At 44.9% G+C, this 25,102-nt stretch carries 23 protein-coding genes, 2 pseudogenes and 1 riboswitch; of the genes and pseudogenes, 1 reads left to right on the forward strand and 24 read right to left on the reverse strand.

Translation table 11 applies throughout. The features are described from left to right. Window positions 1–64: 64 nt before the first annotated feature. The 9 genes and pseudogenes from G5B12_RS04380 to G5B12_RS18235 all read right to left on the reverse strand — a co-directional run. A complete protein-coding gene (locus G5B12_RS04380; protein WP_329983636.1) occupies window positions 65–1,447 on the reverse strand; it encodes an MATE family efflux transporter in 1,383 nt (460 codons plus the stop codon). 126 nt (window positions 1,448–1,573) lie between these two features. Beyond that, window positions 1,574–2,260, reverse strand: coding sequence for a collagen-like protein (locus G5B12_RS04385; protein WP_174087805.1), 687 nt, complete (start codon window positions 2,258–2,260; stop codon window positions 1,574–1,576). A 122-nt stretch (window positions 2,261–2,382) separates the two neighbouring features. After that, window positions 2,383–3,462: a tetratricopeptide repeat-containing glycosyltransferase family 2 protein gene (locus G5B12_RS04390; RefSeq protein WP_174087806.1), complete on the reverse strand. Its 1,080-nt coding sequence runs from the start codon at window positions 3,460–3,462 to the stop codon at window positions 2,383–2,385. Between the two features lie 104 nt (window positions 3,463–3,566). Further along, window positions 3,567–4,217, reverse strand: coding sequence for an HAD family hydrolase (locus G5B12_RS04395; RefSeq protein WP_021650403.1), 651 nt, complete (start codon window positions 4,215–4,217; stop codon window positions 3,567–3,569). Between the two features lie 15 nt (window positions 4,218–4,232). Then, a complete protein-coding gene (gene ribH / locus G5B12_RS04400; protein WP_174087807.1) occupies window positions 4,233–4,706 on the reverse strand; it encodes a 6,7-dimethyl-8-ribityllumazine synthase in 474 nt (157 codons plus the stop codon). A 29-nt stretch (window positions 4,707–4,735) separates the two neighbouring features. Then, complete coding sequence (locus tag G5B12_RS04405; RefSeq protein ID WP_118515669.1) at window positions 4,736–5,953, reverse strand: bifunctional 3,4-dihydroxy-2-butanone-4-phosphate synthase/GTP cyclohydrolase II; 1,218 nt, start codon at window positions 5,951–5,953, stop codon at window positions 4,736–4,738. An 18-nt stretch (window positions 5,954–5,971) separates the two neighbouring features. Continuing rightward, window positions 5,972–6,625: a riboflavin synthase gene (gene ribE / locus G5B12_RS04410; protein ID WP_118515667.1), complete on the reverse strand. Its 654-nt coding sequence runs from the start codon at window positions 6,623–6,625 to the stop codon at window positions 5,972–5,974. Then, complete coding sequence (gene ribD, locus G5B12_RS04415) at window positions 6,607–7,734, reverse strand: bifunctional diaminohydroxyphosphoribosylaminopyrimidine deaminase/5-amino-6-(5-phosphoribosylamino)uracil reductase RibD (RefSeq protein WP_021977314.1); 1,128 nt, start codon at window positions 7,732–7,734, stop codon at window positions 6,607–6,609. Before ribD ends, ribE begins: the two co-directional genes overlap by 19 nt. A 2-nt stretch (window positions 7,735–7,736) precedes the next feature. Then, window positions 7,737–7,862, reverse strand: a pseudogene (locus G5B12_RS18235) (DUF6783 domain-containing protein); the annotation flags it as partial. Here G5B12_RS18235 and G5B12_RS18240 point away from each other — a divergent pair. Next, window positions 7,812–8,054: pseudogene (locus G5B12_RS18240) on the forward strand (DUF6783 domain-containing protein). The pseudogenes G5B12_RS18235 and G5B12_RS18240 sit on opposite strands and share 51 nt — an antisense overlap. A 114-nt stretch (window positions 8,055–8,168) precedes the next feature. After that, a riboswitch (FMN riboswitch) is annotated at window positions 8,169–8,283 on the reverse strand. 189 nt (window positions 8,284–8,472) lie between these two features. Here G5B12_RS18240 and G5B12_RS04420 read toward each other — a convergent pair. From G5B12_RS04420 to G5B12_RS04490, 15 genes are all read right to left on the reverse strand, one after another. Then, entirely contained in the window at window positions 8,473–8,739 is a 267-nt protein-coding gene (locus tag G5B12_RS04420; RefSeq protein ID WP_021977313.1) for a hypothetical protein, read from the reverse strand. Between the two features lie 305 nt (window positions 8,740–9,044). Continuing rightward, window positions 9,045–9,983, reverse strand: a complete 939-nt coding sequence (gene tsf, locus G5B12_RS04425; protein WP_174087808.1) for a translation elongation factor Ts — start codon at window positions 9,981–9,983, stop codon at window positions 9,045–9,047. 36 nt (window positions 9,984–10,019) lie between these two features. After that, on the reverse strand, window positions 10,020–10,763 hold the full coding sequence (gene rpsB / locus G5B12_RS04430; protein WP_173762312.1) for a 30S ribosomal protein S2: 744 nt from the start codon (window positions 10,761–10,763) through the stop codon (window positions 10,020–10,022). Between the two features lie 179 nt (window positions 10,764–10,942). Next, a complete protein-coding gene (locus G5B12_RS04435) occupies window positions 10,943–11,710 on the reverse strand; it encodes a pseudouridine synthase (protein ID WP_173771381.1) in 768 nt (255 codons plus the stop codon). Beyond that, window positions 11,710–13,893, reverse strand: a complete 2,184-nt coding sequence (locus tag G5B12_RS04440; protein WP_148446479.1) for a DUF6449 domain-containing protein — start codon at window positions 13,891–13,893, stop codon at window positions 11,710–11,712. The genes G5B12_RS04435 and G5B12_RS04440 overlap by 1 nt, the downstream gene beginning before the upstream one ends. Then, the gene (locus G5B12_RS04445) at window positions 13,868–14,770 is read right to left on the reverse strand and encodes an ABC transporter ATP-binding protein (RefSeq protein WP_173762314.1); all 903 of its coding nucleotides are present in this window, start codon (window positions 14,768–14,770) and stop codon (window positions 13,868–13,870) included. The genes G5B12_RS04440 and G5B12_RS04445 overlap by 26 nt, the downstream gene beginning before the upstream one ends. Further along, window positions 14,763–15,137, reverse strand: coding sequence for a GntR family transcriptional regulator (locus G5B12_RS04450; RefSeq protein WP_173762315.1), 375 nt, complete (start codon window positions 15,135–15,137; stop codon window positions 14,763–14,765). Before G5B12_RS04450 ends, G5B12_RS04445 begins: the two co-directional genes overlap by 8 nt. Window positions 15,138–15,465: 328 nt before the next feature. Then, the gene (locus tag G5B12_RS04455) at window positions 15,466–16,260 is read right to left on the reverse strand and encodes a CPBP family intramembrane glutamic endopeptidase (protein WP_021977308.1); all 795 of its coding nucleotides are present in this window, start codon (window positions 16,258–16,260) and stop codon (window positions 15,466–15,468) included. 32 nt (window positions 16,261–16,292) lie between these two features. Next, a complete protein-coding gene (locus tag G5B12_RS04460; protein ID WP_021977307.1) occupies window positions 16,293–16,940 on the reverse strand; it encodes an HAD family hydrolase in 648 nt (215 codons plus the stop codon). 45 nt (window positions 16,941–16,985) lie between these two features. Beyond that, on the reverse strand, window positions 16,986–17,945 hold the full coding sequence (locus G5B12_RS04465; RefSeq protein ID WP_174087809.1) for a hypothetical protein: 960 nt from the start codon (window positions 17,943–17,945) through the stop codon (window positions 16,986–16,988). Beyond that, a complete protein-coding gene (locus G5B12_RS04470; RefSeq protein ID WP_174087810.1) occupies window positions 17,932–19,164 on the reverse strand; it encodes a serine/threonine protein kinase in 1,233 nt (410 codons plus the stop codon). Before G5B12_RS04470 ends, G5B12_RS04465 begins: the two co-directional genes overlap by 14 nt. A gap of 312 nt (window positions 19,165–19,476) precedes the next feature. Next, window positions 19,477–21,243: an arginine--tRNA ligase gene (gene argS / locus G5B12_RS04475; protein WP_174087811.1), complete on the reverse strand. Its 1,767-nt coding sequence runs from the start codon at window positions 21,241–21,243 to the stop codon at window positions 19,477–19,479. A gap of 39 nt (window positions 21,244–21,282) precedes the next feature. Further along, entirely contained in the window at window positions 21,283–22,152 is an 870-nt protein-coding gene (locus G5B12_RS04480) for a DegV family protein (protein WP_174087812.1), read from the reverse strand. Window positions 22,153–22,258: 106 nt separating this feature from the next. Further along, window positions 22,259–23,182, reverse strand: coding sequence for a M15 family metallopeptidase (locus G5B12_RS04485; RefSeq protein ID WP_244096039.1), 924 nt, complete (start codon window positions 23,180–23,182; stop codon window positions 22,259–22,261). A gap of 545 nt (window positions 23,183–23,727) precedes the next feature. Further along, window positions 23,728–25,026 (reverse strand): zinc ribbon domain-containing protein, encoded by a 1,299-nt coding sequence (locus G5B12_RS04490; protein WP_118168607.1) that lies wholly within the window; start codon window positions 25,024–25,026, stop codon window positions 23,728–23,730. Window positions 25,027–25,102: the final 76 nt, after the last annotated feature.

The following is a 25,102-nucleotide window of genomic DNA, read 5'->3' on the forward strand; positions in this document are numbered from 1 at the left end:
TTTCCCCATAAACACAGAAAAGCGGAATTCTATCCGCTTTCTCTGATATTCTGTGTATTCGTTTTTATTCTGCATTCTCTCCCAAAAGTTGTCTGTGCACCTTCCGCCTTACAAACCAGAAACAGGTCACCTGCATGATGATCGTAATGATCCAGGATGCCGGATAGGAAATAAACAGTACTTTCAATGATCTGTGAACCGGGAAGATTCCGAAGATCCACACAATTCGAAGGCCGACCGTTCCGATAATAGACAGGATCATCGGCACACCGGAGCGTCCCATTCCACGCAGTGCTCCCGGAAACAGATCCATCTGTCCGCAGAGGAAATAAGTAACTGTGGTATAGGCAAGGATCTCCATTCCGCACTGGATAACCTCCGGATCTTCCGTATAGATTTTCAGAAGCTGCGGGCCAAAGAAATATGCTCCACATCCCATGGCAAAGGACACCACAAAGGACAGGATCAGACAATCCACCAGCACCCGGTCCATACGTTTCGGTTTCCGAACACCGTAATTCTGGCTGGTAAAACTCATACATGCCTGGGTAACCGAATTCACGGACACATACAGAAATCCAAAAATATTATTGGCTGCTGTATATCCTGCCATAGCAATGGAACCAAAGGAGTTTACAGAAGACTGAAGAAGTACATTGGAAAAATTGATCACTGTACTCTGAATCCCGGCAGGCAGTCCCACCTGGAAGATCTGCTTCAGGTACTCTCCCTTTATGGACAGTTTTGAAAAACGCAGCTGATAGCTTCCCTCTGTCTGATACAGACACCGAAGGACAAGAATGCAGGAGATCAGCTGAGAGATCACCGTTCCGATTCCCACACCGGCCACGCTTAAATGACACACGATCACGAAAAACAGATTCAAAAGCGCATTGGCACAGCCGGAAATGATCAGAAAGACCAACGGCCGCTTGGTATCTCCCACTGCACGCAGAATTGCTGCGCCATAGTTATACAGCATAAAAAACGGCATTCCCAGAAAATAGATACGCATATAAAGAGCGGAAAGATCGATCACATCCTCCGGCGTATCCATCAGCTCCAGGCAGATTCTGGCAAAGATCACTCCCAGAAATGCCATGATGATTCCGCTGATCAGAGCCAGCAGGATCGATGTATGTACTGTTTCTGACATTTCTTCATCCTTACCGGAAGCATAAAATCTGGCTGCCAGCACATTGGCACCAAGAGAGATTCCGATAAAAAGGTTGGTAAACACATTGATCAGTGCGGTAGTGGAGCCTACTGCCGCCAGTGCCTCACTTCCGCTGAAACGTCCCACTACCACGATATCCACTGCATTGAACATCAGCTGCAGGATACCGGACAGCATCAGCGGCAGTGAAAACGAAATCAGCTTGTCCATGATCGACCCATTACACATATCGATCTCATACTTGTTTTTTTTCACGATTTCATCCCCCATGTTCATACTTACATAAGAATATTATAGCACCTTTCGTCGGAAAGCTACAATGAAATATTTTTATGGAGAATATGCAGCGGCTGCATAAAATACGCAGCCGCACAGTAACGTGTGTTTATCATTTCACTATCTTTCCAGGAGTCCTGCATCACGAAGGTTTGCAAGAAGTGCATTAAAATCCTCCACAATATCATCTACCGTTGTTGCATTTCCAACAGCAGCTGCCGGGGTTACTGTTCCGGCAGGACCGGTGGCTCCGGCTGCTCCTGCTGGACCAGTGGCTCCTGTTGGGCCGATTGCTCCCGCTGGGCCAGTGGCTCCGATTGCACCAGCCGGACCTGTTGCTCCCACCGGACCGGTGGCTCCCGTTGTTCCAGCCGGACCGATGACTCCCGCCGGACCCGTGGCTCCTGTTGCTCCTGTTGCCCCTGTTGCTCCTGCCGGACCCATTACTCCTGCCGGACCGGTGGCTCCCGTCGGACCCATTGCTCCCGCTGGACCCGTGGCTCCCGTTGCTCCCGTCGGACCGATGACTCCGGCTGGACCTGTTGCTCCTGCCGGACCCGTGGCTCCCGTATATCCCTGTATTCCCGGTTCCCCCTGCGGCCCCTGCGGGCCCATAGGGCCAGGGACTCCCGGACAGCCTCTGGGGCCGGTTGGTCCTGTAGGTCCCACAGGGCCTGGGCAGCCTCTTGTTCCACATCTGTCACATCCACAGGAACTATGATTTCCATAACAGGACATACAGGACAAATCCTCATGACTGTCCTGCTGCATTTCCATTTCCTTACGTTTTCGATGCCTGAACAGCATTCTTCGATCACCTCATAGGAAAATAACTTTCCCTACAGTATATGACAACAGCTTTTACCTGTGCATAGGATCCCCGCAAGCCTGTACCCTGCCAGGAAAATATAATAAATATGTCTTTCTTTTTATGCCAGACCATATTTTTCCCGGAAATATTTCTGGTCATACAATACTCCCGAATCTTCCGGCTTCAGCTCCATTGCTTTCTTATGAAAAAAGAATGCCTGCTCCGGGCATCCCATTTTATCATAACAAACGCAAAGCTGCATATATGGCACAAACCCATGATACTCAGCCATAAAAAATCCACCCTTTTTCTTATCTGAAGGCACAGTAAGCGCCTGCCCGTACCAGTAGGCAGCCTGTCTGGGCAGCTCTCTTTCCAGAAAGATCTTACCGACCTCACAGCAGATTTCCGCCCTCGGCACATCCATAGTCAGACTGTACAAAAAAGCTTCCAGTGCGGACTTTTTCTCTCCCATTTTCCGGTAGCACTGTCCAAGTACAAAACAGGCATCGATCTTATTTTCCAGCCATCCGGACGGATTTTTCAGGAACTCCACCAACACAGCCTCTGCCTCCGGATATCGCTGATGATAATACAGTTCTCTCCCATAATAAAGCTGATGTCTGGGTTCCAGCTTTTCTCCTCCTGCCAGCATTTTTTCATAAATGCGGAGATTACGGTCCGGATCACCTTTTCCACATTTCCGGTGCCAGATCACCACATCTGAATAAATGATATTTCCCTCCGGAATCACAGTTTCATGAACTGCCCCATTCCATCTGAAATTTCTGGATGTTTTCATTATCCGCTCCCGAAAATAAGAAAATGTTGTTCTCCCGCTCTGGTCAAACCCTGCCGCATATTCCATCATTACAACATCTGTTCCGGGATCCAGAGTTTCTTTAAGACTCTTCAGTTTTTCCAGATTTTCTTCATCCAGGACATCATCCGCATCCAGCCACATCCAGTAATCGGTGCGGACTTTTTCCAGAAGAAAATTACGCGGAGCAGAAAAATCATCACACCAGGGAAAATCAAACACCTGCGACGTATACTGCTCCGCGATCTCTTTTGTTCTGTCTGAAGAACCGGTATCTGCAATCAGGATCGCATCCATCATCTGAGAAACCGGCTTCAAGATCCTCTCAAGAACTGCTTCTTCATTTTTTACGATCATACATAGACTGAGGGAAATCATATTTCAGGATCCTTCGGATTTTTATAATATTTATGCCGTTCCCGTCAGTCCTATGCCTTCTGTCAGTGTACAGCTTCTACTTTCGGATAAAGCTGAACTCATCCTCATATCACCAACTGTGGTATATCCTCTATATGTTCTGCAAGACGATCTGCTCCGTTCAGCTCCCCGCTCTCACCATATCCATACAGACATCCTATAAATGGGCTTTTGCAGGCTCTGGCACATTCCAGATCCTGCCTCCTGTCTCCGACCACCAGATAAGGGCCTGTATATTCCCGGATGATTTCCTGCACAATTTCTGTCTTTGGACGGAATCCATACGATTCGCAGTCATAAAAATGATCGAACCATCGTTCCATCCCAAATTCCTTCCAGTGCGCCTCACGATAAGAAGCTTTACAGTTACTTAAGATCACAAGATGATATCCCCGGTTCTTCAAGGCTGTAAGCATCTCCTCTGCTCCCGGGTACCACACTGCCTTATGCTTCCTGATCTGTCTGACCATCAGTTCTCCTACCATCCTGCTCGCCTGCTCTTTATAGCTCTGATCCAGCTCCGGCAAAAATGTATTCCACATCTCCTTACTGTTAAATCCCAGCCAGCCGGCAATTTCCGCCGAGCCTATCTCCCGTTCTTCTGCAGCCTTCTGTTCTGTCAGCCACTGATAGGTTTCACGAAATGCCGGTTCATAGATTCCAATGGTATGATGGATCGTTCCATCATAATCGAATATGATTGTTTTTGTCATCATTTATTTTCCTGTCTTTTAGAGCTGCTTCATCAGATTGACCATCTCGATCGCAGATAACGCACAGTCATAGCCTTTATTTCCCGCTTTGCTTCCTGCACGCGCAATAGCCTGCTCGATATTCTCAGTCGTGATCACTCCGAATAAGACCGGGATCCCTGTTGCAAGTTCAACCTGTGCGATCCCCTTGGCAGATTCATTGCACACCAGATCATAATGTGAAGTATCTCCACGGATGACAGCTCCCACGCAAATAACTGCATCATATTTTCCTGACTGTGCCATTTTTTGTGCTGTAAGCGGGATCTCAAATGCTCCCGGCACCCATGCTGCAGTAATATTCTCTTCTCCTACTCCATGTCTTACCAGTCCGTCGACTGCCCCTCCCAATAATTTATTCACAATGATCTCATTGAATCTCGCTGCAACGATACCAACTTTCATTCCCTCCGGTGCTACTACTTTTCCTTCTACTAAATTGATCTGTCTCATTTTTTCTTCCTCCTGCTATTTGCTGTTTTTTATAAATTTATTTCCTTAAAAATATGACCCATCTTTTCCTGCTTCGTTTTCATATATTTCCGGTCATATTTTTGTACCGGAATCTCCAGAGGTACTCTCTCATTGATCTTCAGCCCGAATTCACCAAGCCCATAGACTTTATCCGGGTTATTGGTCAGTAATCTTAATGATTTCACACCAAGGTCTGACAGTATCTGTGCCCCGACCCAGTACTCTCTGAGATCCGGTGCAAACCCTAACTTCACATTAGCCTCCACGGTATCGTATCCCTGTTCCTGAAGCGCATAAGCTTTGATCTTGTTGATCAGTCCGATTCCTCTGCCTTCCTGTCTCATATACAGAATGATCCCTCTGCCTTCCGCCTCTACCTGGCGCATCGCTGTCTGCAGCTGCAAGCCGCAGTCACATCTGAGCGATCCGAATGCATCTCCTGTCAGGCACTCCGAATGTACACGGCAAAGCACATCCTCACCATCTCCTAGATCACCTTTTACCAGTGCCAGATGATGCTCTCCTGTAATGTCATTGATATAGCCATACATTTTAAAATCACCGTACTGCGTTGGGAGGTTTGCAGCTGCTTCCTCCTTTACATGCTTTTCATGTATTCTTATATAATCCTGCAGATCACGGATCGTAATAAATGTAAGGTTATGCTCTTTTGCCATTTCCCATAGCTGTGATGTACGCATCATAGTGCCATCTTCTTTCATAACTTCACAGCACACGCCGCATTCTTTCAGTCCGGCAAGTCTCATAAGATCTGTTGTTGCCTCCGTATGGCCATTTCGTACCAGAACCCCGCCTTTTCTGGAAATAAGCGGAAATACATGTCCCGGTCTTCTGAAATCCTCCGGTTTTGACTGATCATCCACACACTTCATAATGGTATAGGAGCGTTCTGCCGCAGAGATACCGGTGGTTGTATCTGCGTGATCCACTGCCACGGTAAATGCTGTACTGTGATTGTCCGTGTTCTCAGCAACCATCGGCGGAAAATTCAATCTCGCCGCAATTTCTGCACTCATCGGTGTACAGATAAGACCCTTTGCATAAGTCGCCATGAAATTAATATTTTCCCGGGTCGCAAACTCTGCCGCACATATCAGATCTCCCTCATTTTCTCTGTCCGGATCATCTGTGACCAGAACTATTTTTCCTTCCTTAAGATCCCTAAGTGCCTCTTCAATTGTGTTGTACTGATAATTTTGTGACATAGTGTATATCCTCCTGTTCTAAAACCCGAATTCTTCAAGAAACTTCATCGTAATTCCGGATTCTTTTTTCTCTTCTTCATTTTTTCTGATGCCAAGCAGTTTTTCTACATATTTTCCGATCACATCATTTTCCAGATTAACCAGATCCCCCGGCACCTTTTCCAAAAGGGTGGTTTCTTCTCCTGTATGTGGAATGACCGACACCTGAAAACCAGCTTCATCAACCCTTGCAACTGTCAGGCTGATCCCATCAATGCAAACGGATCCTTTTTCCACGATCAGATGCAAGATCTGTGGCGATGTCTCAATTGATACCCAGATGGCATTTTCTTCTCGGAGCATGGAACGTATCACGCCAGTCCCATCAATATGGCCGCTTACTATGTGTCCTCCGAACCTGCCGTCTGCAGCCATTGCACGTTCCAGGTTTACCTGGCTTCCGGCCTTGCAGCTTCCAAGACTGCTTCTTCTGATAGTCTCTGCCATCACATCGGCGGTAAATCCGTCCGGCTGGATCGACGTAACTGTCAGACACACACCATTCACCGCAATACTGTCACCGATCCTTGTTCCTTCCAGGACCTTCCGGGCTTTCACTGCCAGGATCCCTGATTCTCCTGTCAGCTGTATATAACGGACTTTTCCTTTCTCTTCTACGATTCCTGTAAACATGATTCCTCCTGTTTTTTCTCACACACCTGACATCTTATCCGGATGTCCTCACCAATCTGGCAGATATCTGTATATTTCAGTTCCACTGCTTCAGACGGGAATTCAACTCCGATACCTTCTACCGGTGTCTTCCCGGCCACACCGCCAAACAGCTTTGGTGCCACAAAAGCCTGTACTTCCTTTACAATTCCGGCTCGCAGGGCACTGTCATTTAACGTACCGCCTCCTTCCAGGAGAATACTGTCAATGCCTTTGCTTCCAAGATCTGTCATTAGCTTCTTAAGGTCTATCTGATTCTTTTCATCTGGACAGTAAATGGTCTCAACTCCCATGGTATGTAATATTTTTATTTTTTCTTCTGTATTTTTCTGATCTGCATAAGCCACGATCGTCCGGTACTTTTCCGCACTTTTTACGATCTGACTGTCCGGCGGGATCCTGAGCTTACTGTCGCACACAATCCTGACAGGACTTTTCCATCCTTCTACCCGGACGTTTAACATCGGATCATCTGCAAGCACAGTTCCAATGCCTGCCATAATTCCCATGTACTGATGCCGCATATGCTGTACTTCTTTTCGTGCCGCTTCTCCGGTGATCCATTTTGATGCTCCTGTCTTCGTTGCGATCTTCCCATCCAGTGTCATGGCATACTTCATCACTACATAAGGAGTCTTCATAGTAATATAATGAAAAAACACCGGATTCAGCTGATCACATTCTTCTCTCATAAAATCTTCAACTACTGTTACACCGGCTTCCCTTAACATCTGTACACCTTTTCCCGCCACTTTCGGATTCGGATCCCGGGAACCGATCACCACTTTTCTTATCTTCTGTTCAATGATCGCTTCCGTACATGGAGGTGTTTTTCCATGATGACAGCAAGGCTCAAGCGTAACATAAATCACCGCACCTTCTGCTGATTCTGTAAGAGAAGCAATAGCATTACGTTCTGCATGAAGTTCTCCATACTTTTTATGATAGCCTTCCCCGATGATCCTTCCATCTTTTACGATCACTGCCCCTACCATCGGATTGGGATTCGTCCAACCTTCTCCTTTTTTAGCCAGCTGGATCGCTCGAAGCATATATTCCTGATCCGTCATTTTTATTCCTTCTTTCTTATTCCTGTTCTTTGCCTAGAGCGTGTTTGAAAAAGGCTTTCTGCAAGATGTGCGTCACAATTTGTGGGAGATTTTGTCCGGATGAGGGCGCCGTAGCGGGCTACGGCAACTGAATTCGGGCAAAATATACCGCAAAGTGGGGCGTGCAGATTGCAGGAATGATTTTTCAAACACGCTCTGGTACGCCGAGGCTTTTAGCCCTGTGCAATCGGATTCACAGACAAGTGAGTGGTATATTTATTTCGAAAACGATGTACCAGATACAAAAAAATCCTGCAGAAATATCTGCAGGGTGGAATTGATCTGTTACATCTGATCGATAAATGAATGTCTGATTTCCTACATAAAAAGCTCTGAAATGGATCACCATCTCAGAGCTCTGATACTACATTCATTCATACAAAAATCAACTGTACTATCATCTTCTTCCATCCAGACTGTACTGTCGGCTCCGGAATCTCACCGGATCATGCCTTTCGGCTCGCGGGCTCTACCGCCGGTAGGGAATCACACCCTGCCCTGAAGATATCTTTTTGTTTATTTTAATACTTTATCTGTTATTTGTAAAGCGGAATTTTTATTTTACTCATTCCATGCGGAATATTAATTACTGGCAGGCAATCGTCGTATTACTATTCTCAGGCTTTGGTTGACAAACAGGCACGCAGGCAATGACCGATGGCCAGCACACAGAGCCTGTGCCTTGGAAGATGAATTTTTTTATCTGCAGTTTACTATTGCTTTTTGGGCAGCAGCAAAATCTTTTTCTAGTACATAAATACATGTTGTTTCATTCTTATGATCAATTCCCGATGCAAAAGTATGATAAAAAATCAAGAAAAAAAGATTATTGATAAATGTTCTTTTTTTCAATCTCGTTTCGTAAAGAATATTATTTTCATTCAACGCTTGTGTTAACCGCACGAGATGATCCATATTATCAGTTTCACATAATTTAATTTTTCCATTATCCTGGGTATATTTCATAAAAATCTCCATTCCGCCGCCTTTGGCTGGCGGCACAAATAGTGAGGAATTATAAGCGGAAACAGGCGCAGGCCGTGACATTTAGGCGTTTTGAAAGTATCGATTATCTCTGTCAATGCATGAGCATACTTATTTTGATGTGGCTGGAAGAACCAGAGAATATATTTGACAGAGTGTCCAAGATATTTGGATAAAGAAAACCGATGACTTTGACTGTTATCAATCTACACCATCGGCTTTCAGGGCCTTTAAATACTTAAATTCAGACTTATTAAAATAATATAATGAAAACTTAAGTTAATGGATTATTTACCCATCTGTTTTGCAACTTCCTCAGCGAAGTTCTCTTCTTTCTTCTCAAGACCATCGCCTGTCTCGTAGCGAACGAAGCCTTTGATCTGGATCTTAGCGCCGTTCTCTTTTGCTACCTGCTCTACGTATTTAGCAACGGACTGTTTTCCGTCCTCTGCTTTTACGTATGTCTGGTCAAGAAGGCAGATCTCTTTGAGCTCTTTCTTGATACGTCCTGTGATCATTCCCTCGATAACCTTAGCCGGTTTCTGGGACTCCTTCGGATCGTTCTGGATCTGAGCCATAAGGATCTCTTTCTCATGCTCGATGTACTCAGCGCTTACTTCTTTGTCGCTTGTGTACTGCGGTTTCAGAGCTGCGATCTGCATAGCTACGTTTCTAGCCATCTCTTTCACTGCATCGTTAACAACGTCTGTCTCAACGTCTACAAGAACGCCGATCTTTCCACCCATATGTGTGTAGGAAGCGATGAATCCGTTCTGCTCCTCAACCTGAGCAAATCTACGGATGTTCATGTTCTCGCCGATTACTGCGATCTGAGCTGCAAGAGCCTCTTTTACAGTCTTAGTTGTATCAAGTGCCCATGCCTCAGCAAGGAAAGCATCGATATCAGCTGCTGTTGTGTTAAGTGCCTGTGCTGCAACATCTGCAACATAGCCCTGGAATTTCTCGTTCTTTGCAACGAAGTCTGTCTCAGCATTAACCTCAACAACGACTGCTTTCTTTCCATCCTCTGTTACCAGAGTTTTGCAAAGACCCTCTGCTGCGATACGGCTTGCTTTCTTCTGTGCTGTAGCAAGACCTTTCTCACGCAGGAACTCAACTGCTTTATCCATATCGCCTTCTGTAGCTGTAAGAGCTTTCTTACAATCCATCATTCCGGCGCCAGTCATCTCTCTTAACTCTTTTACCTGTGCTGCTGTAATAGCCATTGTTCGTTTCCTCCTGAAATATTCTGTTTATACGAATTATTCCTCTGTAGCTGCAAACTCCTCAGACTCAGCCTCGATCTCGCCATCTGCCTCTGCAGTTCCCTGCTTAGCCTCGATAACAGCGTCAGCCATCTTGGAAACGATGAGTTTTACTGCACGGATAGCATCGTCATTTCCCGGGATCACATAGTCAAGCTCTTCCGGATCACAGTTAGTATCGCAGATACCGATAAGCGGGATTCCCAGTGTATGAGCCTCCTGTACGCAGATTCTCTCTTTTTTAGGATCTACGATAAAGATAGCATCCGGGATTCTCTTCATCTCTTTGATACCACCAAGGTTCTTCTGAAGTTTAGCAAGCTCTTTGCGAAGCTCGATAACTTCTTTCTTAGGAAGTACGTCGAATGTTCCGTCAGCTTCCATAGCCTCGATCTCTTTCAGTCTTGCGATACGGCTCTGGATTGTCTTGAAGTTTGTAAGCATACCACCAAGCCATCTCTCATTTACATAGAACTCTCCACAACGCTCTGCCTCTGTACGGATAGCATCCTGAGCCTGTTTCTTAGTTCCTACGAAAAGGATGTGTCCACCGTTAGCTACGATGTCTGCTACTGCATTGTAAGCATCGTCAACCATTCCTACAGACTGCTGAAGATCGATGATATAGATACCATTTCTCTCTGTGTAGATGTACGGAGCCATTTTAGGGTTCCATCTTCTTGTCTGATGTCCGAAATGAACACCTGCCTCTAAAAGCTGCTTCATTGAAATAACGCTCATGTCTTTTCTCCTTTTTGGTTAAATTCTTCCGCACAGGTCGCCTTCTCTCTGGACCCATCCTCACACCGTAGGGCACCATCCTTATAGAATCGCCGTGCGTGCTTATTTTTGCAACTTCTGAATTATAGCATAGAAAATCCCCTTATGTAAAGGGGATTTTTCCAATTTTTTTCTGTTTTTCAGCGGTTTCCGGCAGACTTCAGAAGCTCCAGCTCTTTTTCGGTGAGCGAACGATATTTTCCTGTCGGAAGATCTGAAGGAAGCGCCAGCGGCCCCATGGATAGTCTTTTCAAATAAGTTACTTTTTTTCCCAGTGCCTCCATCATCCGTTTTACCTGATGGAATTTTCCCTCGTGGATGGTAAGTCGGATCTCAGATTCCCAGTTCTTACCGGCTTCTGCAGATTCTGTACCGGACTCCCAGGTAGAAAGGATCTCCAGCCTTGCCGGTCGTGTAAGATCTTTTTCCCCGATATCCACGCCTTCTGCCAGCTTCACGACATCTTCTTCTGTCACTTTCCCGGATACTTTTGCATAGTAGATCTTATCCACATGCTTTTTCGGAGAAAGAAGCTCATGTGCAAGAGGACCGTCGTCTGTGATCAGAAGGAATCCTTCTGTATCTTTATCCAGACGCCCTACCGGAAAAAGTCCCTTTCTTCTGTCTTTTTCTTCAATATAGTCGAGAACCGTTTTATCTCTGGAGTCCTCCGTTGCGCTGACACAGCCTGCCGGCTTGTTAAAAAGATAGTATACATATTCCGGTGCAGCATGGATCTCCTGCCCGTTCATAACCACCTGATCTTCTTCCGATACTTTCAGCTCCGGTTTTTTCGCAGTTTTTCCATTGACCTGCACCTGACCCTTCTGTATGTATTTTTTTACCTCGCTTCTTGTACCTGCGCCGGCATCTGCCAGAAATTTATCCAGCCGGACTGGTTTTTCCATTAATCATTTACCTCCCATTCTGTTACATGGGCTGCCTTTGCATCTGCTCTGATAAAATCCGGGATCTCACCGGCAAATGTCATATAAAGTCCGGAATCCCCGCCGGTGCTCTCCTGTCCTTCCAGAACCACTTCCATTGTGACATCTGCATTCCAGATAGTCCATCCGTTTACCAGCTGTGATGGACGGATACATTTTTTCAGAGCTTCCAGCTGTTCCTTTTTATCGTAACGGACTTTATAACCGTTCTCTGTTTCTTCAAGATCCGAAAGGGGCTCAGTGTCGGAAAAAGCTTCATCATCTTCGCCGGCAGCTTCGGAGCTGAAGTAATAAACATCAATATACTCAACAGACAGCTCATCCATGGAAAGAGGATATCCTGTTTCTTCCAAAATTGCAAGTGTTCTCTTATATGCCGGATACACCAGAACGGAGGTAGACACCCTCTCTCCTTCCTGAACAGCCGGTACATTCATTCCCCATTCATCCATGTATCCTTCTGACGGAATTCCCGCATAATCGAACATCAGCATTGCACATGGCTGGTCTTTTACTGTCTGACCGCCGTTTTCCAAAATGTCCTTTCTCAGCGCCTCTGCCAGTGCCTGACGCTTCTCTGCATTTTTCTCAAATAAGGAATGAATATCTCCGTCACAGAAAATACCGGTGACCTCTTTCAGATACTGTTTGTCCAGCTGGAAAAATGAATATCTGTCTTCTTTCCATGTCTGCTCGTCATACAAGGCTTCCATAAGATTCTGCGCCTGTGCAGAAGATACACTATAGCTTCTGCATACACTGAATCCTTGTTTATTTATGTAACGCACATACATGCGCCTTCCTGATTTTTTTCCTTTTTCATTCTGAAGCCTGATATCCTTCAGACTGTTATACAATGCTTTACTTTTCATCACCGGCTGATCCAGCAGACCGGAACTATTGTCTGAGGTAGCAGTATACCGGATCTTATAGATTCCATTTTCTTTTTTTTCCACATTGCAAAGCTGCTCAGTATATGAGAGATTGCATACATTTACCACAACTCCCTGAAGATTGTCATAAGCCGGAAAATATCTGTCATATCCCAGAAGATCTATTTTCATGGTCAGCGCACAGATCGCCACAACACCTCCAAAGATCATAAGCTGCACTTTTCTGCGGAAAAATCTGCGAAAATCCATTTCGTAGATCACTTCCAGAACTCCATGGACCAGGATCGTTCCCAGTATCATTCCGAAGATCCACCATGCTGTTTTGGATGAATCTTCCGGGATCATATAAAAGATCAGACCAATACCCAGTCCGGATGGTATTGTGATCAGAGCACTTAAGACCGGTTCCATCCAGGTATATACCAGTGCTTTTCCGGTATTCTCTGATTTTCGCCTGCAAAATGCCATCCAGGATAATACTGCCATAAGCAGCAGCACAAAGATCAGTATCAATAACTGTTTTCCATAGTTCCCGCTGCTGTATTTATCCATAAAGCTTACGATCACCATAAGGGGAGAGCCCAGGTCCCGCACTGCTGCCAGGATCCCGTAACTGCCTTCGTACCAGGTATCAAAGAATAAATGTCCGCTTATCTGCAGCATCGCTGCCAGAATGATACTGTAGGTAAACAGCCCTGCCCATGCAAGTGCTCCCATCAGCATGGTACCGGTGCAGGCGATCACCAGCGCTGTGGAGAAATATACCAGCAGATACATCAGGAGATGGATCACCAGCAGTATCAGCGCCTTTTTCATGATGGAAAGGCTGTAATATCCTCTGGCTGCCCCGATGCATACCGCAGCAAATTCCATGATCACATATGGTACCAGATAATAAAGAACAGCCAGGAATACTCTGTGCAGAAACAGTGCACTTCGCTTTACCGGAAGGCTGTGATAGAAATCCACTTTTCTCGGGGAATACAGATACCAGAAGCCGCTTACTGCTGCAAAAAATGCTGTTACCGCAGCCACAACTGCTCCCATTGTGAGAAAGTCACTGCTCCACAGGCTGGAATACAGATAGGAAAGCTGACTTTGAGTATAACTGCGCTCATTCCATTTTCCCATCAACATAAGTTCCGCTACCGGAAATGCCAGGAGAAATGCAATCATGGCAAATGCCGGGATCCACCTTTGTCCTTTAGAAGAAGATTTCATATATTCACTGGAATAAATTTTTGACTTCATAGCCTGCCACCTCCGTTTCGCTGATAAATATTTCTTCCAGAGTCAGTGGGAGCACTTCACAGAAAAGAGGATTTTTTGCCTGTATCTTCTCCATGATCTCTCTTCTTGTTCCCCTTGCAGTAATAAGCAGCAGGGAGCCCTGATGCTCTGTTTTCAAAACATCCAGCTCTTTCTTTAATTCTTCTTCTTTCTTTTTGTCAGTAAGTACACACTGGATCTTATGGATGTGGAATTTCATATCCTCCAGATCTCTGGAAAGGAGAATTCCTCCCTGATGAAGAAGCCCGATGTGATCGCAGATATCTTCCAGCTCACGGAGATTGTGGGAAGCGATCACCGGCGTAAATTCACGACTCATGATCTCCGATGCAAAAATGCTTTTTACTGCCTGGCGCATTACCGGGTCCAGACCGTCAAAGGTTTCATCACAGAACAGATATTTCGTTCCTGTACTGATTCCCAGGATCACCAGAAGCTGTTTCTTCATTCCTTTGGAAAAAGTGTTGATTTTTCGTTTTCCATCCAGATGAAACTGCTTCATCATTGTCTCAAAACGTGCCTGCTGAAATCCCGGATAAATACACCGGTAAAATTCTGCCATGTCCAGAGCATTGTAGTTTGCCGGAATATATGCATCATCAGGGATGTAGAAAAAATGCTCTTTGATCCGTTCATTTTCAAAAACCGTTTCTTCATCCATCAGCACTTCTCCTCTGTCCTGACGGATGATCCCGGCCATGATACGGAGCAGAGTACTTTTTCCCGCACCGTTGGAACCGATCAGTCCAAAAACCTCCCGTTCCCCGATATCCATGGTTACCTTATTTACTGCCTGTATCTTGCCAAAAGCTTTGCTGCAGTTTTTTATTTCAATCATTGTTTCCCTCCTTATAGCATGAGCGGATCACACCGATCATTTCTTCCTCCCCTACTCCCAGAGCCATTCCCTTTTCTGCGATCTCTTTCAGCTCGCTTAAGGTTTCTTCCATACCAATCTGCCTGATCCTGCTGCTGTCTGTAACAAAACTGCCTTTTCCCTTCACCGGGCAGATCAGCCCCTGCTGCTCCAGTTCCATATATGCCCGTTGGATGGTATTGGGATTGATGGATAATTCCACGGCCAACTGTCGCACAGACGGCATCTTGGAAGATGGCTCCACAGCTCCTGACAGGATCAGCATCCGGAATTTTTCTACAATCTGTTCGTAGATGGGACGCCTGTCCTGATAGTCCAAGAATAACATACGACGCTCCTTTCTCTGTAATCCGTGTATTAAGTGTATTAATTCTTTTAATACACTTATGATAGCACGGGATAGAAACATGTACAAGAAATGGTTTCTTAAATAAATATAAAATCTGTATAAACTTATTCCCCGTAAAAGACTTCCTGTATTTTTCATAAAAAAAGAATCTGCAGCGGCATCACTTCTACTATGATCCCACTACAGATTCTCTGCGAAGCAGTTATTTATATTTCACCCTGTCTGATCCGGGGTCAGGGGGATATTTGCAATCCCCATTCGGGTCAAGCGGATATTCGCAATCCGCTTCGCTACTTGCTTGATTTGGTTAAACAGCCCGGTAACCACGCTTTTCTCCTCTGCGTACAAAATACTGATATCCTCCGATCATCACCACTGCGAAGATCCCATAGATCATCAGAAGACTTCCTGCTCCTGTTTTTTCCACCAGCGTCTGGGCATATTCACTGAAAATAAGGATCCAGGTATTGGCCCCGATATGCATCAGCACACTGGTCCACTTATTGCCGCCCATCTCCAGAAACCACGCAAAAAGAGCTCCCAGGATAAACGCATACACAGCCTGCAGGACATTTCCATGATAGATCCCGAAAAACGCGGCAGAGATCACAGCGGAAACCAGTACGGAAAAATGATCCCGAAGCCTGAGATAAACCAGCCAGCGAAAGATCATTTCTTCCGCGACAGGCGCTACGATTCCCATCCAGAAGACCATCATAAAAAGGCTTTTCCCTGAAGTGATCTTCGTCATGGTCTCCCCGTAACTGGACGAGATCCAGTTCTGCAAGATCGCCACCAGCACATTGGCATACTGGGCAAATCCTGCTCCTGCCCCGAGAAGAAGCAGCATTTCAGGAACAGAAAGCCTCTGCTCTTCAATAGAAGTTAACCCACCGATCAGCCTTCCTATGCGGTCTTTCCGGTAAAAATATACTGCCGGAAACATAACCAGCACTCCGGTAAGTCCGGTGATCACCAGAGTATAACTGTAATAGGATTCCTGTGCGTTGCTGACATGATCCACCAGCCAGAGAAGCACGGCACTTCCCAGGATCTGTCCGATAAGATAATGGATTCCTACCGGATAAAGTTCCCTCCACACCAGTCGAAAAATATTCTGTCTATGCAGAGGGGTCAGTCGAAAAAATTCAGAAGCTCATCTGCAGAAGCTACGATCTGAAGAGGCTGGGCCGCTTCCAGTTCTTCTCTGCTGCCATATCCATAAGATACCGCCACACACTGGATCCCACATCGTCTGGCTCCAAGAATATCATGTTCCCGGTCTCCCACCATGATCACCTGGTCACGGTGATCGGAAAGATTCATTCTCTCCAGAGCTTCCTCGATCACCTGGGATTTGGAAACTTTCGGCCCATTGAGATCTGTTCCCGCGATCACTTCAAAATAACGGCTCAGATTAAAATGATCCATGATCTGTGTTACATAAAAAGTAGGTTTCGCAGAAGCTACTGCCAGCCGGTAGCCACGGCGTTTCAGCTCCGCCAGGGCATTTTCCACGCCTGGATAAACTGTATTCTCATACATTCCTTTTTCGGAATACCGTTCCCTGTAGTATTCGATTCCTTTCTGCGCTGTCTCTTTATCAAATCCCGCATATTTCATAAACTGATCCAGAAGTGGCGGTCCCACAAAAACTTTCAGCGGCTCCAGATCCGGCGCTGAAACACCAAGTTTCTCCAGTGCATACTGTACAGATTTTGTAATTCCCTCTCCGGATTCTGTCAGCGTTCCGTCCAGGTCAAAAAAGATTGCCTTATACATAAATTCCTCCTGTTGTGTAAAAAATCAGTAAGTATGCCTATTGTATCACTGTTTTTCTGTTAAGTCCATGCTTTCATAATACAGCTTCCCGGATTTCACAAAACCCAGAAGTTCTGCTTTCCAGGGTTTCCTGGTTTTTTCCGGTAATTCTGCCAGAAGTTTTTTCCCATGCCAGTAAAAATCGCACTCTTTTCCGTTGATCCGAAATGAAAGGATCTGAAACGGAATATCCGGGCGGATTTCTATCTGAATCCTGTTGCCATCTGTTTTTGTATGAATCGTTGGTTTTTGCTCTTTTTTCTCTTTATCAGGCATTTCTGTTGGTTCTGTCTGGTAGTAAGATAATGCCGGATTCTGGTCCTTTGCTTTTTTTGATGCACCTGAAGCCGGTTTTCGAATTAATCCCGGAGTCGGTATTGCAGATGGACTTGCCGCCAATGTCTGTGTGAGAACCGGTGATTTTGTCGGCACTGGCGCTTTTGTTGGTACCGGCGTTTCCGTAAGATTTGCTTCATTCACAATAGTTATCCCCGGATTTTCATTTTCCCGAATATCCGGTTCCTGAAATTCGTATCTTTCTTCGCTGCCACCGGAATTTTCTGCTGCAGTATTTCCGTTTCCCACAGAGTTCTCTTCCGGAGAATGTACTTCTTCTGCCTGGAAGTCCGAACTCCATCGCGCTGAATCCTCCTGTCCATTTTCTGTTCCTGCCCAAACAGAGGAATCTTCCATCAGATTTTCATCTTCCCGGTTCTCATTACCGTCATTTTTTTCTGTTCCTCCATAACTTTTTTCCCAGTCTTCCGGCAGCTGTCCGGTTCCTTCTCCCACATCCATATCAAATCCACCGGTATCAAGACTATTCATCTCCGACATATCAAATCCATAAACGAGAATGGAACTGATCATCCAGCTGCATAAAATCAGCAGCGACAAAACAGCAGGACAGATTCTCCCACAGGATTTTCCGTTTTTTTTCGATTTTCGCTGATCATTTTTTCTCATTGATCTCCTCCCAAAGTTTCAGATTCCTGCTTTCGTCTTCCTCCAGCAATTCTGTTTTTTCTTTCTTTTTGTAATCTTTCCACAGCTTTTGGCTGGCTTCTTTCTGACCGATTCGAAGAAGAAACATTCCATACTCTCCATAAGCCACACGATATTCCGCATCATACAGAAGAAGATTTTCATAATACAAAGCCGCTTTTTCCGTTTCATCCAAAAACTCCGCATTCCATGCCAGCAACAGCTCAATACGGCGCTGCTGTTCTTTTTCCCTATAATTCCTGCTTAAATCCTGCAGTTTCTTTTCCGCTGTTGCACAGTACTTTTTCTGTTCCCCCGAGTTTTCCGGATACTGTCTGGCCTCGTAATACAGATCTGTTACTTCTGAAATCGCCACAGAAAACTCTTCCCGTTTCAGTAATCCAGCTGTCAGAAACAATATTCCTATCAGAACCCCTGCAGCAACTGCTTCCAGAAAACGTTTTCGCCAGGTAACTGTTCGATATCGGATTTCCAGTTTCTGGATTCTTTTCTGAACTGCTGACATATCCAAATATCTGTATTTTTCCTGTTTTCTGGTACATCGAAACAGAAACCAGAAAAATTCCGGATATAAAAAACACTGCCATTTCTTTTTTCCACAAAGCTTTTCCATGGTTTTTCCCAGGGCATAAATATCACTTCTGGGGCTTAAGTAACCCTGATACTGCTCCGGTGCCGCATATCCTTTCGTTCCTTCACAGATCCGTTTTCTTTTTCCATGATCGAACATGGCGCTTCCAAGATCGACCAGATACAGGTGCCCGGTTTCAGAAAGCATCAGATTATCCGGTTTCAGATCTCCGTAGCAGACCGGCGGTTTACGGTTATGGAGATATTCCAGTACTCTGGTAATCTCCTTTCCTCTTGCAAGCGTTTCCTGTATGGAAAAATTTTTTTCTGAACAAAGAATTTCTTCCAGAGACTGCCCCTTAATATACTCCATAATCAGATAGCAATCTTCTTCTGTTTCCACACAATCTACAATCTTTGGGATTGCAGGATGATCCAGACGCTGCATTAGCATAACTTCTTTTTTCTTTATGATGGGTATTTCCTTCACAGCGCGAAAAATACCGAGTTCCATGTCCCTGGCCAGATACAGACTTCCGCCTCCGCCATGTCCAATCCGTTCTATAACGTAATAACGTTCTTTCAGTATCGTTCCGATCAGACAGATCACCTTCCTCTCATTTCTGTCAGATAATAATTGTGATCATATTTCTTATTAGTTTGGGATTATCCGGTGAATTCCGGTTTGAGATAAATAAAATTAGACAAATAACCGCAAACGAACATGTACGATTCATATTCATTCAGGATGGATTTCATTATAGCATGTCATGTTTCTTTTGCAAAGAGCTTTTACCCAATAAAAACAGAATAAAAAAACAGCCCGCCGGATACAGCTGACAAAAAATTTTCTTCCTGTCCCTGTATCCTGGCGGGCTGTCATTATTTATAATGCTTATACCTGGATCTTCAAAACTGTACTTTACATACGATCCGGTGCAGAGAATCCAAGAAGATCAATGCTTGTTTCAAGCACTCTTCTTGTAAGCTGGAGCAGCTGAAGGAAAGATTCCTTCTGTGCCTGATCTTCTTCGCTTAAGATTTTTGTCTCATGATAGAAGCTGTTGAATGCGTTGGATACCTCATAGATATACGCACAGATCTTATGGGGTGCTTTCTCCTCAAAAGCATTCTCAACCATTGCTGCAAAGCCGGAAAGCTGAAGCATCAGGTTCTTCTCGCTGGCATTAACTGCCGGAAGGATCTTACCTGCGCTTAAATCTCCTCCCTCCTGTACATAGCGGTTGAGAATGGATTTGATACGCACGATGGTATAAAGGATGTACGGACCTGTATTTCCCTCAAAGGAAGTAAAGCGGTCTACATCAAAGATATAATCCTTGGTTGCCTGGTTGGAAAGATCGCCGTATTTGATTGCGGAAAGTCCTACGATCTTGGCAGTCTCTTTGGCATCTTTATCTTTTACACTACGGTTCTCCACGATCTTGCGGTACATTTCCTCATCAATATCTGCGATCAGATTTTCCAGACGCATAACGCCGCCTTCTCTTGTCTTAAAAGGCTTGCCGTCTTTTCCGTTCATGGTACCAAAACCAAGGAAGGAAAGCTTGGTCTCCGGTTTTACAAGACCGGTCTTTCTTGCGCAGCGGAATACCTGAATAAAGTGGAGTTCCTGACGTTTATCTACAACATAAAGGATCTCATCCGGCTGGAAAAGTTTCATACGCTCTACGATGGTAGCAAGGTCTGTGGTCGTATAAAGGGAAGCTCCGTCAGATTTCAGAAGCATGCACGGAGGGATCTCCTTGGTGTCGCTCTCTTCTTTTACATCTACAACAAGAGCACCCTGATCCTCATAGGCAAATCCACGTTTCTTCATATCCTCTACCATATCCGGAATGTACGGCTGTGCATCGGATTCTTTTTTCCAGAGGTCAAAGTCTACGTTCAGGTTTGCGTAGTTTCTCTTAAGGTCTGTTACAGATACATTCATAATGTGGTTCCAGAGAGCCATGTATCCAGGTTTGCCCTGCTGAAGGAGATGTGTTGCCTCCAGTGCCTCATTACGATAAGCCTCGTCCTCTTTGGACTTGCCGCTGGCACATGGATAGATCTCTTCCAGTTCGCTGATAGTAAATGGTGCTTCTGTGGGATATTCACCTGTAAAGCTGTCATCAAAATATACCAGCTCCGGTTTCCGGTGTTTCAGCTCTGTGATGATCAGTCCCATCTGAAGGCCCCAGTCTCCAAGATGCACATCGCCGATGACCTTATGTCCTACAAAACGTCCGATACGCTTGATACTCTCGCCGATGATCGCAGAACGGAGATGTCCTACGTGAAGGGGTTTGGCTACGTTTGGTCCGCCGTAGTCGATGATGATCGTCTTCGGGTTCTTGGCAGTTTCAACGGAAAGCTTCTCATCTTCTGCCATCTTATTCATATATTCCGCAACGAATTCCGGCTTCACATCCAGGTTGATAAATCCAGGCTTTACAACTTCTGCTCTGGAAAAGATCTGGCTGTCTGAGAGCTGTGCTACCACATCATCCGCGATCATAAACGGAGCCTTGTGGTATGTTTTGGCTCCTGCCATGGCACCGTTACACTGATATTCACATAAGTCCGGTCTGTTGGAAACAGTAACTTTTCCGTAAGACGGATCATAACCTGCTTTTTCAAATGCTGCGGAAAGTTCTTCCGCCATCTGTTCCATAATCTTCTTCATGTTTCAAACTCCTCATATCTTTGTTTCTGTATTTTATGCTTATAACGTCACTTTTCTTGAACATGCGACTGCAAGGGCACCATAACCGATATGGCAGGCAACACTTAAGGAAAGGGGATCCATATGTATCTCCATTCCCGGAAATACCTCCTGGATCTCTTTTTTAAATTCTTCTGCTTCTTCCAGATTTCCTGTATAAGCAGCCTGAAGACACATCTCACCGTCAGATGCGTATTCCTTAAAACGTGTTTCCCAATCATTCTTCATTGCCTTCAGCATGGCACGTTTGGCCTGCTTCTTGCCACGGACCTTGGCGTAGGCATCCAGCTTCTCTCCCTGGATCTGAAGTACAGGCTTCAGGTTCAGAACCGTTCCGATGGCTGCTGCTGCCGGTGTGATCCTGCCACCTTTTTTCAGATATTTCAGGGTGTCAAGTGTGATATAAATACTGGAATCGAGTTTCTGATCTGTAAGGATCTTTTTGATCTCTGCGGCACTTTTTCCTGCCTCGGCAAGCATCTTAGCATCCATTACAGACTGTCTCTGTGTTACGGAAATCCGCTGATTGTCCACTACCTGAACACGACCATTATAATCAATAGCCAGTCCCATTGCAGTAGAACAGGATGCACTCAATCCGCTTGACATCGGAATATGAACGATTTCCTCATAATCTCTCAGAAGCTTGTCCCACAGATCACAGAGATCAGCCGGACTTGGCTGAGATGTGGAGATCGGTTCATCCTTCTTAAGCTTCTCATAAAACTCTTCCTGTGTGAGAGTTACACCTTCAAGATACATTTTTTCATTAATATAAAACGGCATCGGTATCACATAAACGCCAAGCTGTTCTGCCTGTGCCTGTGTGATACCGCTGTTGCTGTCTGTCACAATGGCGATTCTGCCCATTCTCTATTCCTCCCAGTATCCATCTTATCTCTAAAAAAAGTCATAAAATCAGTGTAACATATTTTTCACAGCATCTCAATCCAAAATTTTTCTCTGTTTTTTCAGACTAATTTGCACTTTTCTCAAAATGCTGGAAGTCTTTTGGATTACCCCAGTCTCCTCCCCAGGTGAAGCCAAGCTGTGTAAAGATCTGATAACAGATGTCATCATGGGTGATCACATGAGGCAGACCGCTGGATCGATCCAGATACTGCTGGGCATTTCCGTGTGCACAGCTACCATAGCCGTTGTTATATGTTACATATGGATTTTGCTGGGAATTAATATCGATAGCCCGTCCATACGCATGTTTTGACAGATTTCCGCTACCTGTGGCGTTTCGGAAACAGAATGCGGAAGTATTATTGTGTTCTATGGAGTTGTAATCGCTGCTGTCACCATCTCCTGCCCAGTAATTGTCGATCAGGACCATCTCCTGGATCTGATATTGGTTTTCATACAACTGCTTGAATGCACTGAGAAAATCATCTACAATCTGAGCATTTACGATCAATTCTCCAACCTGTACCTGTCCCTCAAAATTATAGTGGAGGACTTTCAGATACCGAAGATCCGATAATGCGACATAATCATTGGCATAGTAAGATTTCCCGATGATACGGTTGTAGATCTCATCGCCCTCCACGATCTCATATGCCTGAAAATATTTATCCAGATCCGTTGCGGAAATCTGTGACGGATCTACAATTTCCTTCACTGCCAGATCTGTAATTCCCGCACTTGTTTCTCCGGGTGTAAGTGCACCGTTCTCTTCTGTCTGAAGTGTTGGCGTTGTCTCCGGTGCCAGTGGCGGTCCTGCCACCTCCCCGGTCTGTGTAGCAGCTTCTTTTTTTTCTTCCGGAGCCTCCGTTGGTGTTGGGGACGGTTCTTCTGGTGCTTCTGTCGGAGTTACAGTCGGGACTGGTGTCGATGTTGGCTCCGTTTTTTCTACGGTCTCTTCTGCTCCGATTTTACTTTGTCTAAAATCCAAACTGTCCGAAGCCTTATGTTGTGACAGATCCTTCTCTCTGCTTCTCATCGAAAAAAATATAGTACCTCCTGCCAAAGCTACAATAGCAACAATAATTATAATAATAGGATTTCTATGTTTTTTCCCACCCTGCATATTATTATTAAAATTACTTTCTGGTTCTCGTTCTAATCCATCATTCTGAGACTGAGGCCGTCTCCAGTAGGTATTTCCGCCTTCAAACTTTTGTCCACATTCCGGACAAAAAACACTTTTATCCGGAACCTCACAATTACAATTAAGACATCTCATGCTCTTTCTCCTAGCATTTAAGCGGACATTCATATTTCACCTTTATTACTTGCTCACAAACAAATACCGTTTTGGTTAAATATTTATTCCGCTATTTTTATAGTCAGAATGCGTCTGACACTTCATCAATTCTTACTTTGTCTACTGAAGATACTCACCCCACAGACGATCTGTAAAAGAATCAGAATAATCAGCACAATGACCTGTATAACTATTGTTCTATTATTTTTCATATTTTTCCTCAGCCTGTTTCATCATTCTACCAGTACACGGATATCTGTAATACATGTGTCATCCCAGCTGGTACCTTTATGCACATCATCAATCCTTACCTGTATGGAAGATGCCTTAAACGGATGATTCAGCATTACATAAAATTCTTCCCAGGAATCCGGAAAATCCATCTGAAACGAAAGATCATCCAGTGTGATCGTTAACTTTGAAGGTCTGTTATTTCCATAATAATATTTACCAGATTTCCAGTTTCCAAGTTTAAGAGCAATACATCTCACTTTTTCATTTTCATATTTGAAATTTGCTGTAATGCTCTCCCCGATTCCTGACCCGTCAACACCTTCTTCCCAGTTCGTATCGGTATTATTGTCAAATGCAAGCAACGGATCATTGGAAACTCCGCTTGCCTGTTTGATCTCTGATGTTGCACTTGCAGATTCTATATATGCTTCATGGATACTGCTGAAATCTACAGAAGATTCACTCACAAGAGAAGCTGTTATTGCTGACGCAGGATAAGCATCAGGCGTAGGAGTAGGTTTCGGTGTAGATGTCGGTTTTGGCGTTGCTGTTGGTTCCGGCGTTACTGCTACTTCTTCTTCCGTCACCGGTGACTCTTCAGCATCCTTCTCAACTGATTCAGCTTCTGTATCACTCCCCGAAACATCTGTATTTCCAATGCTGTAATCGGAACTATCCGCAACTTTCTGTATGGTCTCATCCTTCGCTCTGCTTCTCAGTGCAAAAAATGCTGCGCCACCTACAGAAGCCACAATGGCAACAACCGCAATTATGATAATGAGCGGATTCTTGTTTTTTCTTCCACCCTGCATGCTGTTATCAAAATGATTCCCTGCTGCCATTCGCTCCGGTCCATTATTCTGAGACTGAGGCTGTCTCCAGTATGTATTCCCGCCATTTTGCTGCCCCGGATAGGGCCCGCCGAAATTCTGGGACTGATTTCCATAGGAACCTCCAAAATTCTGATTCTGAGAAGGATTTCCATAGAAGCCTCCCTGATTCTGAGACTGATTCCCATAAGGATTTCCATAATTTCGAGGTGAGGTTCCATAAATATCTGAAGAATTCTGAGGCTGATCCCAAAGAGAATCTTCCGTATCCTCAGACCGATCATTGTATGTATCCTCTTTATTCCGCTGCTGATCTCCATATACATCTTCCGCATCCTGCTGCTGATCATTATATGTTTCTCCGGAATTTTCTGCCTGACTGCCATTTACACCTTCAAGCTTTTGTCCACATTCCGGACAGAAAAGACTTCCTTCCGGAACGTCGCAATTGCAATTAGGACATCTCATACTCTTCCTCCTAACATATCAAGCGGATATTCGCAATTTACCTTCACTGTCTGCTCATAAGCACATAACTGCTCTG

Source organism: Blautia sp. MSK.20.85, assembly GCF_013317245.1.
Taxonomy (GTDB): domain Bacteria; phylum Bacillota; class Clostridia; order Lachnospirales; family Lachnospiraceae; genus Blautia_A.

Coding starts and splice junctions, on each gene's coding strand:
- G5B12_RS04480 (WP_174087812.1), bottom strand. CDS start 22,152: ATGGGCAGAATCGCCATTGTGACAGACAGCAACAGCGGTATCACACAG.
- G5B12_RS04450 (WP_173762315.1), bottom strand. CDS start 15,137: ATGTTATTCTTGGACTATCAGGACAGGCGTCCCATCTACGAACAGATT.
- G5B12_RS04395 (WP_021650403.1), bottom strand. CDS start 4,217: ATGATGACAAAAACAATCATATTCGATTATGATGGAACGATCCATCAT.
- rpsB (WP_173762312.1), bottom strand. CDS start 10,763: ATGAGCGTTATTTCAATGAAGCAGCTTTTAGAGGCAGGTGTTCATTTC.
- ribH (WP_174087807.1), bottom strand. CDS start 4,706: ATGAGACAGATCAATTTAGTAGAAGGAAAAGTAGTAGCACCGGAGGGA.
- G5B12_RS04390 (WP_174087806.1), bottom strand. CDS start 3,462: ATGATTTCCCTCAGTCTATGTATGATCGTAAAAAATGAAGAAGCAGTT.
- G5B12_RS04380 (WP_329983636.1), bottom strand. CDS start 1,447: ATGGGGGATGAAATCGTGAAAAAAAACAAGTATGAGATCGATATGTGT.
- G5B12_RS04490 (WP_118168607.1), bottom strand. CDS start 25,026: ATGAGATGTCCTAATTGCAATTGCGACGTTCCGGAAGGAAGTCTTTTC.
- G5B12_RS04460 (WP_021977307.1), bottom strand. CDS start 16,940: ATGTATAAGGCAATCTTTTTTGACCTGGACGGAACGCTGACAGAATCC.
- argS (WP_174087811.1), bottom strand. CDS start 21,243: ATGAAGAAGATTATGGAACAGATGGCGGAAGAACTTTCCGCAGCATTT.
- tsf (WP_174087808.1), bottom strand. CDS start 9,983: ATGGCTATTACAGCAGCACAGGTAAAAGAGTTAAGAGAGATGACTGGC.
- G5B12_RS04440 (WP_148446479.1), bottom strand. CDS start 13,893: ATGAAGTCAAAAATTTATTCCAGTGAATATATGAAATCTTCTTCTAAA.
- G5B12_RS04435 (WP_173771381.1), bottom strand. CDS start 11,710: ATGGAAAAACCAGTCCGGCTGGATAAATTTCTGGCAGATGCCGGCGCA.
- G5B12_RS04385 (WP_174087805.1), bottom strand. CDS start 2,260: ATGCTGTTCAGGCATCGAAAACGTAAGGAAATGGAAATGCAGCAGGAC.
- ribD (WP_021977314.1), bottom strand. CDS start 7,734: ATGACGGATCAGGAATATATGCTTCGAGCGATCCAGCTGGCTAAAAAA.
- G5B12_RS04405 (WP_118515669.1), bottom strand. CDS start 5,953: ATGTCACAAAATTATCAGTACAACACAATTGAAGAGGCACTTAGGGAT.
- G5B12_RS04465 (WP_174087809.1), bottom strand. CDS start 17,945: ATGAGAAAAAATGATCAGCGAAAATCGAAAAAAAACGGAAAATCCTGT.
- G5B12_RS04420 (WP_021977313.1), bottom strand. CDS start 8,739: ATGAAATATACCCAGGATAATGGAAAAATTAAATTATGTGAAACTGAT.
- ribE (WP_118515667.1), bottom strand. CDS start 6,625: ATGTTTACAGGAATCGTAGAAGAGAAAGGAAAAGTCCGTTATATACAG.
- G5B12_RS04445 (WP_173762314.1), bottom strand. CDS start 14,770: ATGATTGAAATAAAAAACTGCAGCAAAGCTTTTGGCAAGATACAGGCA.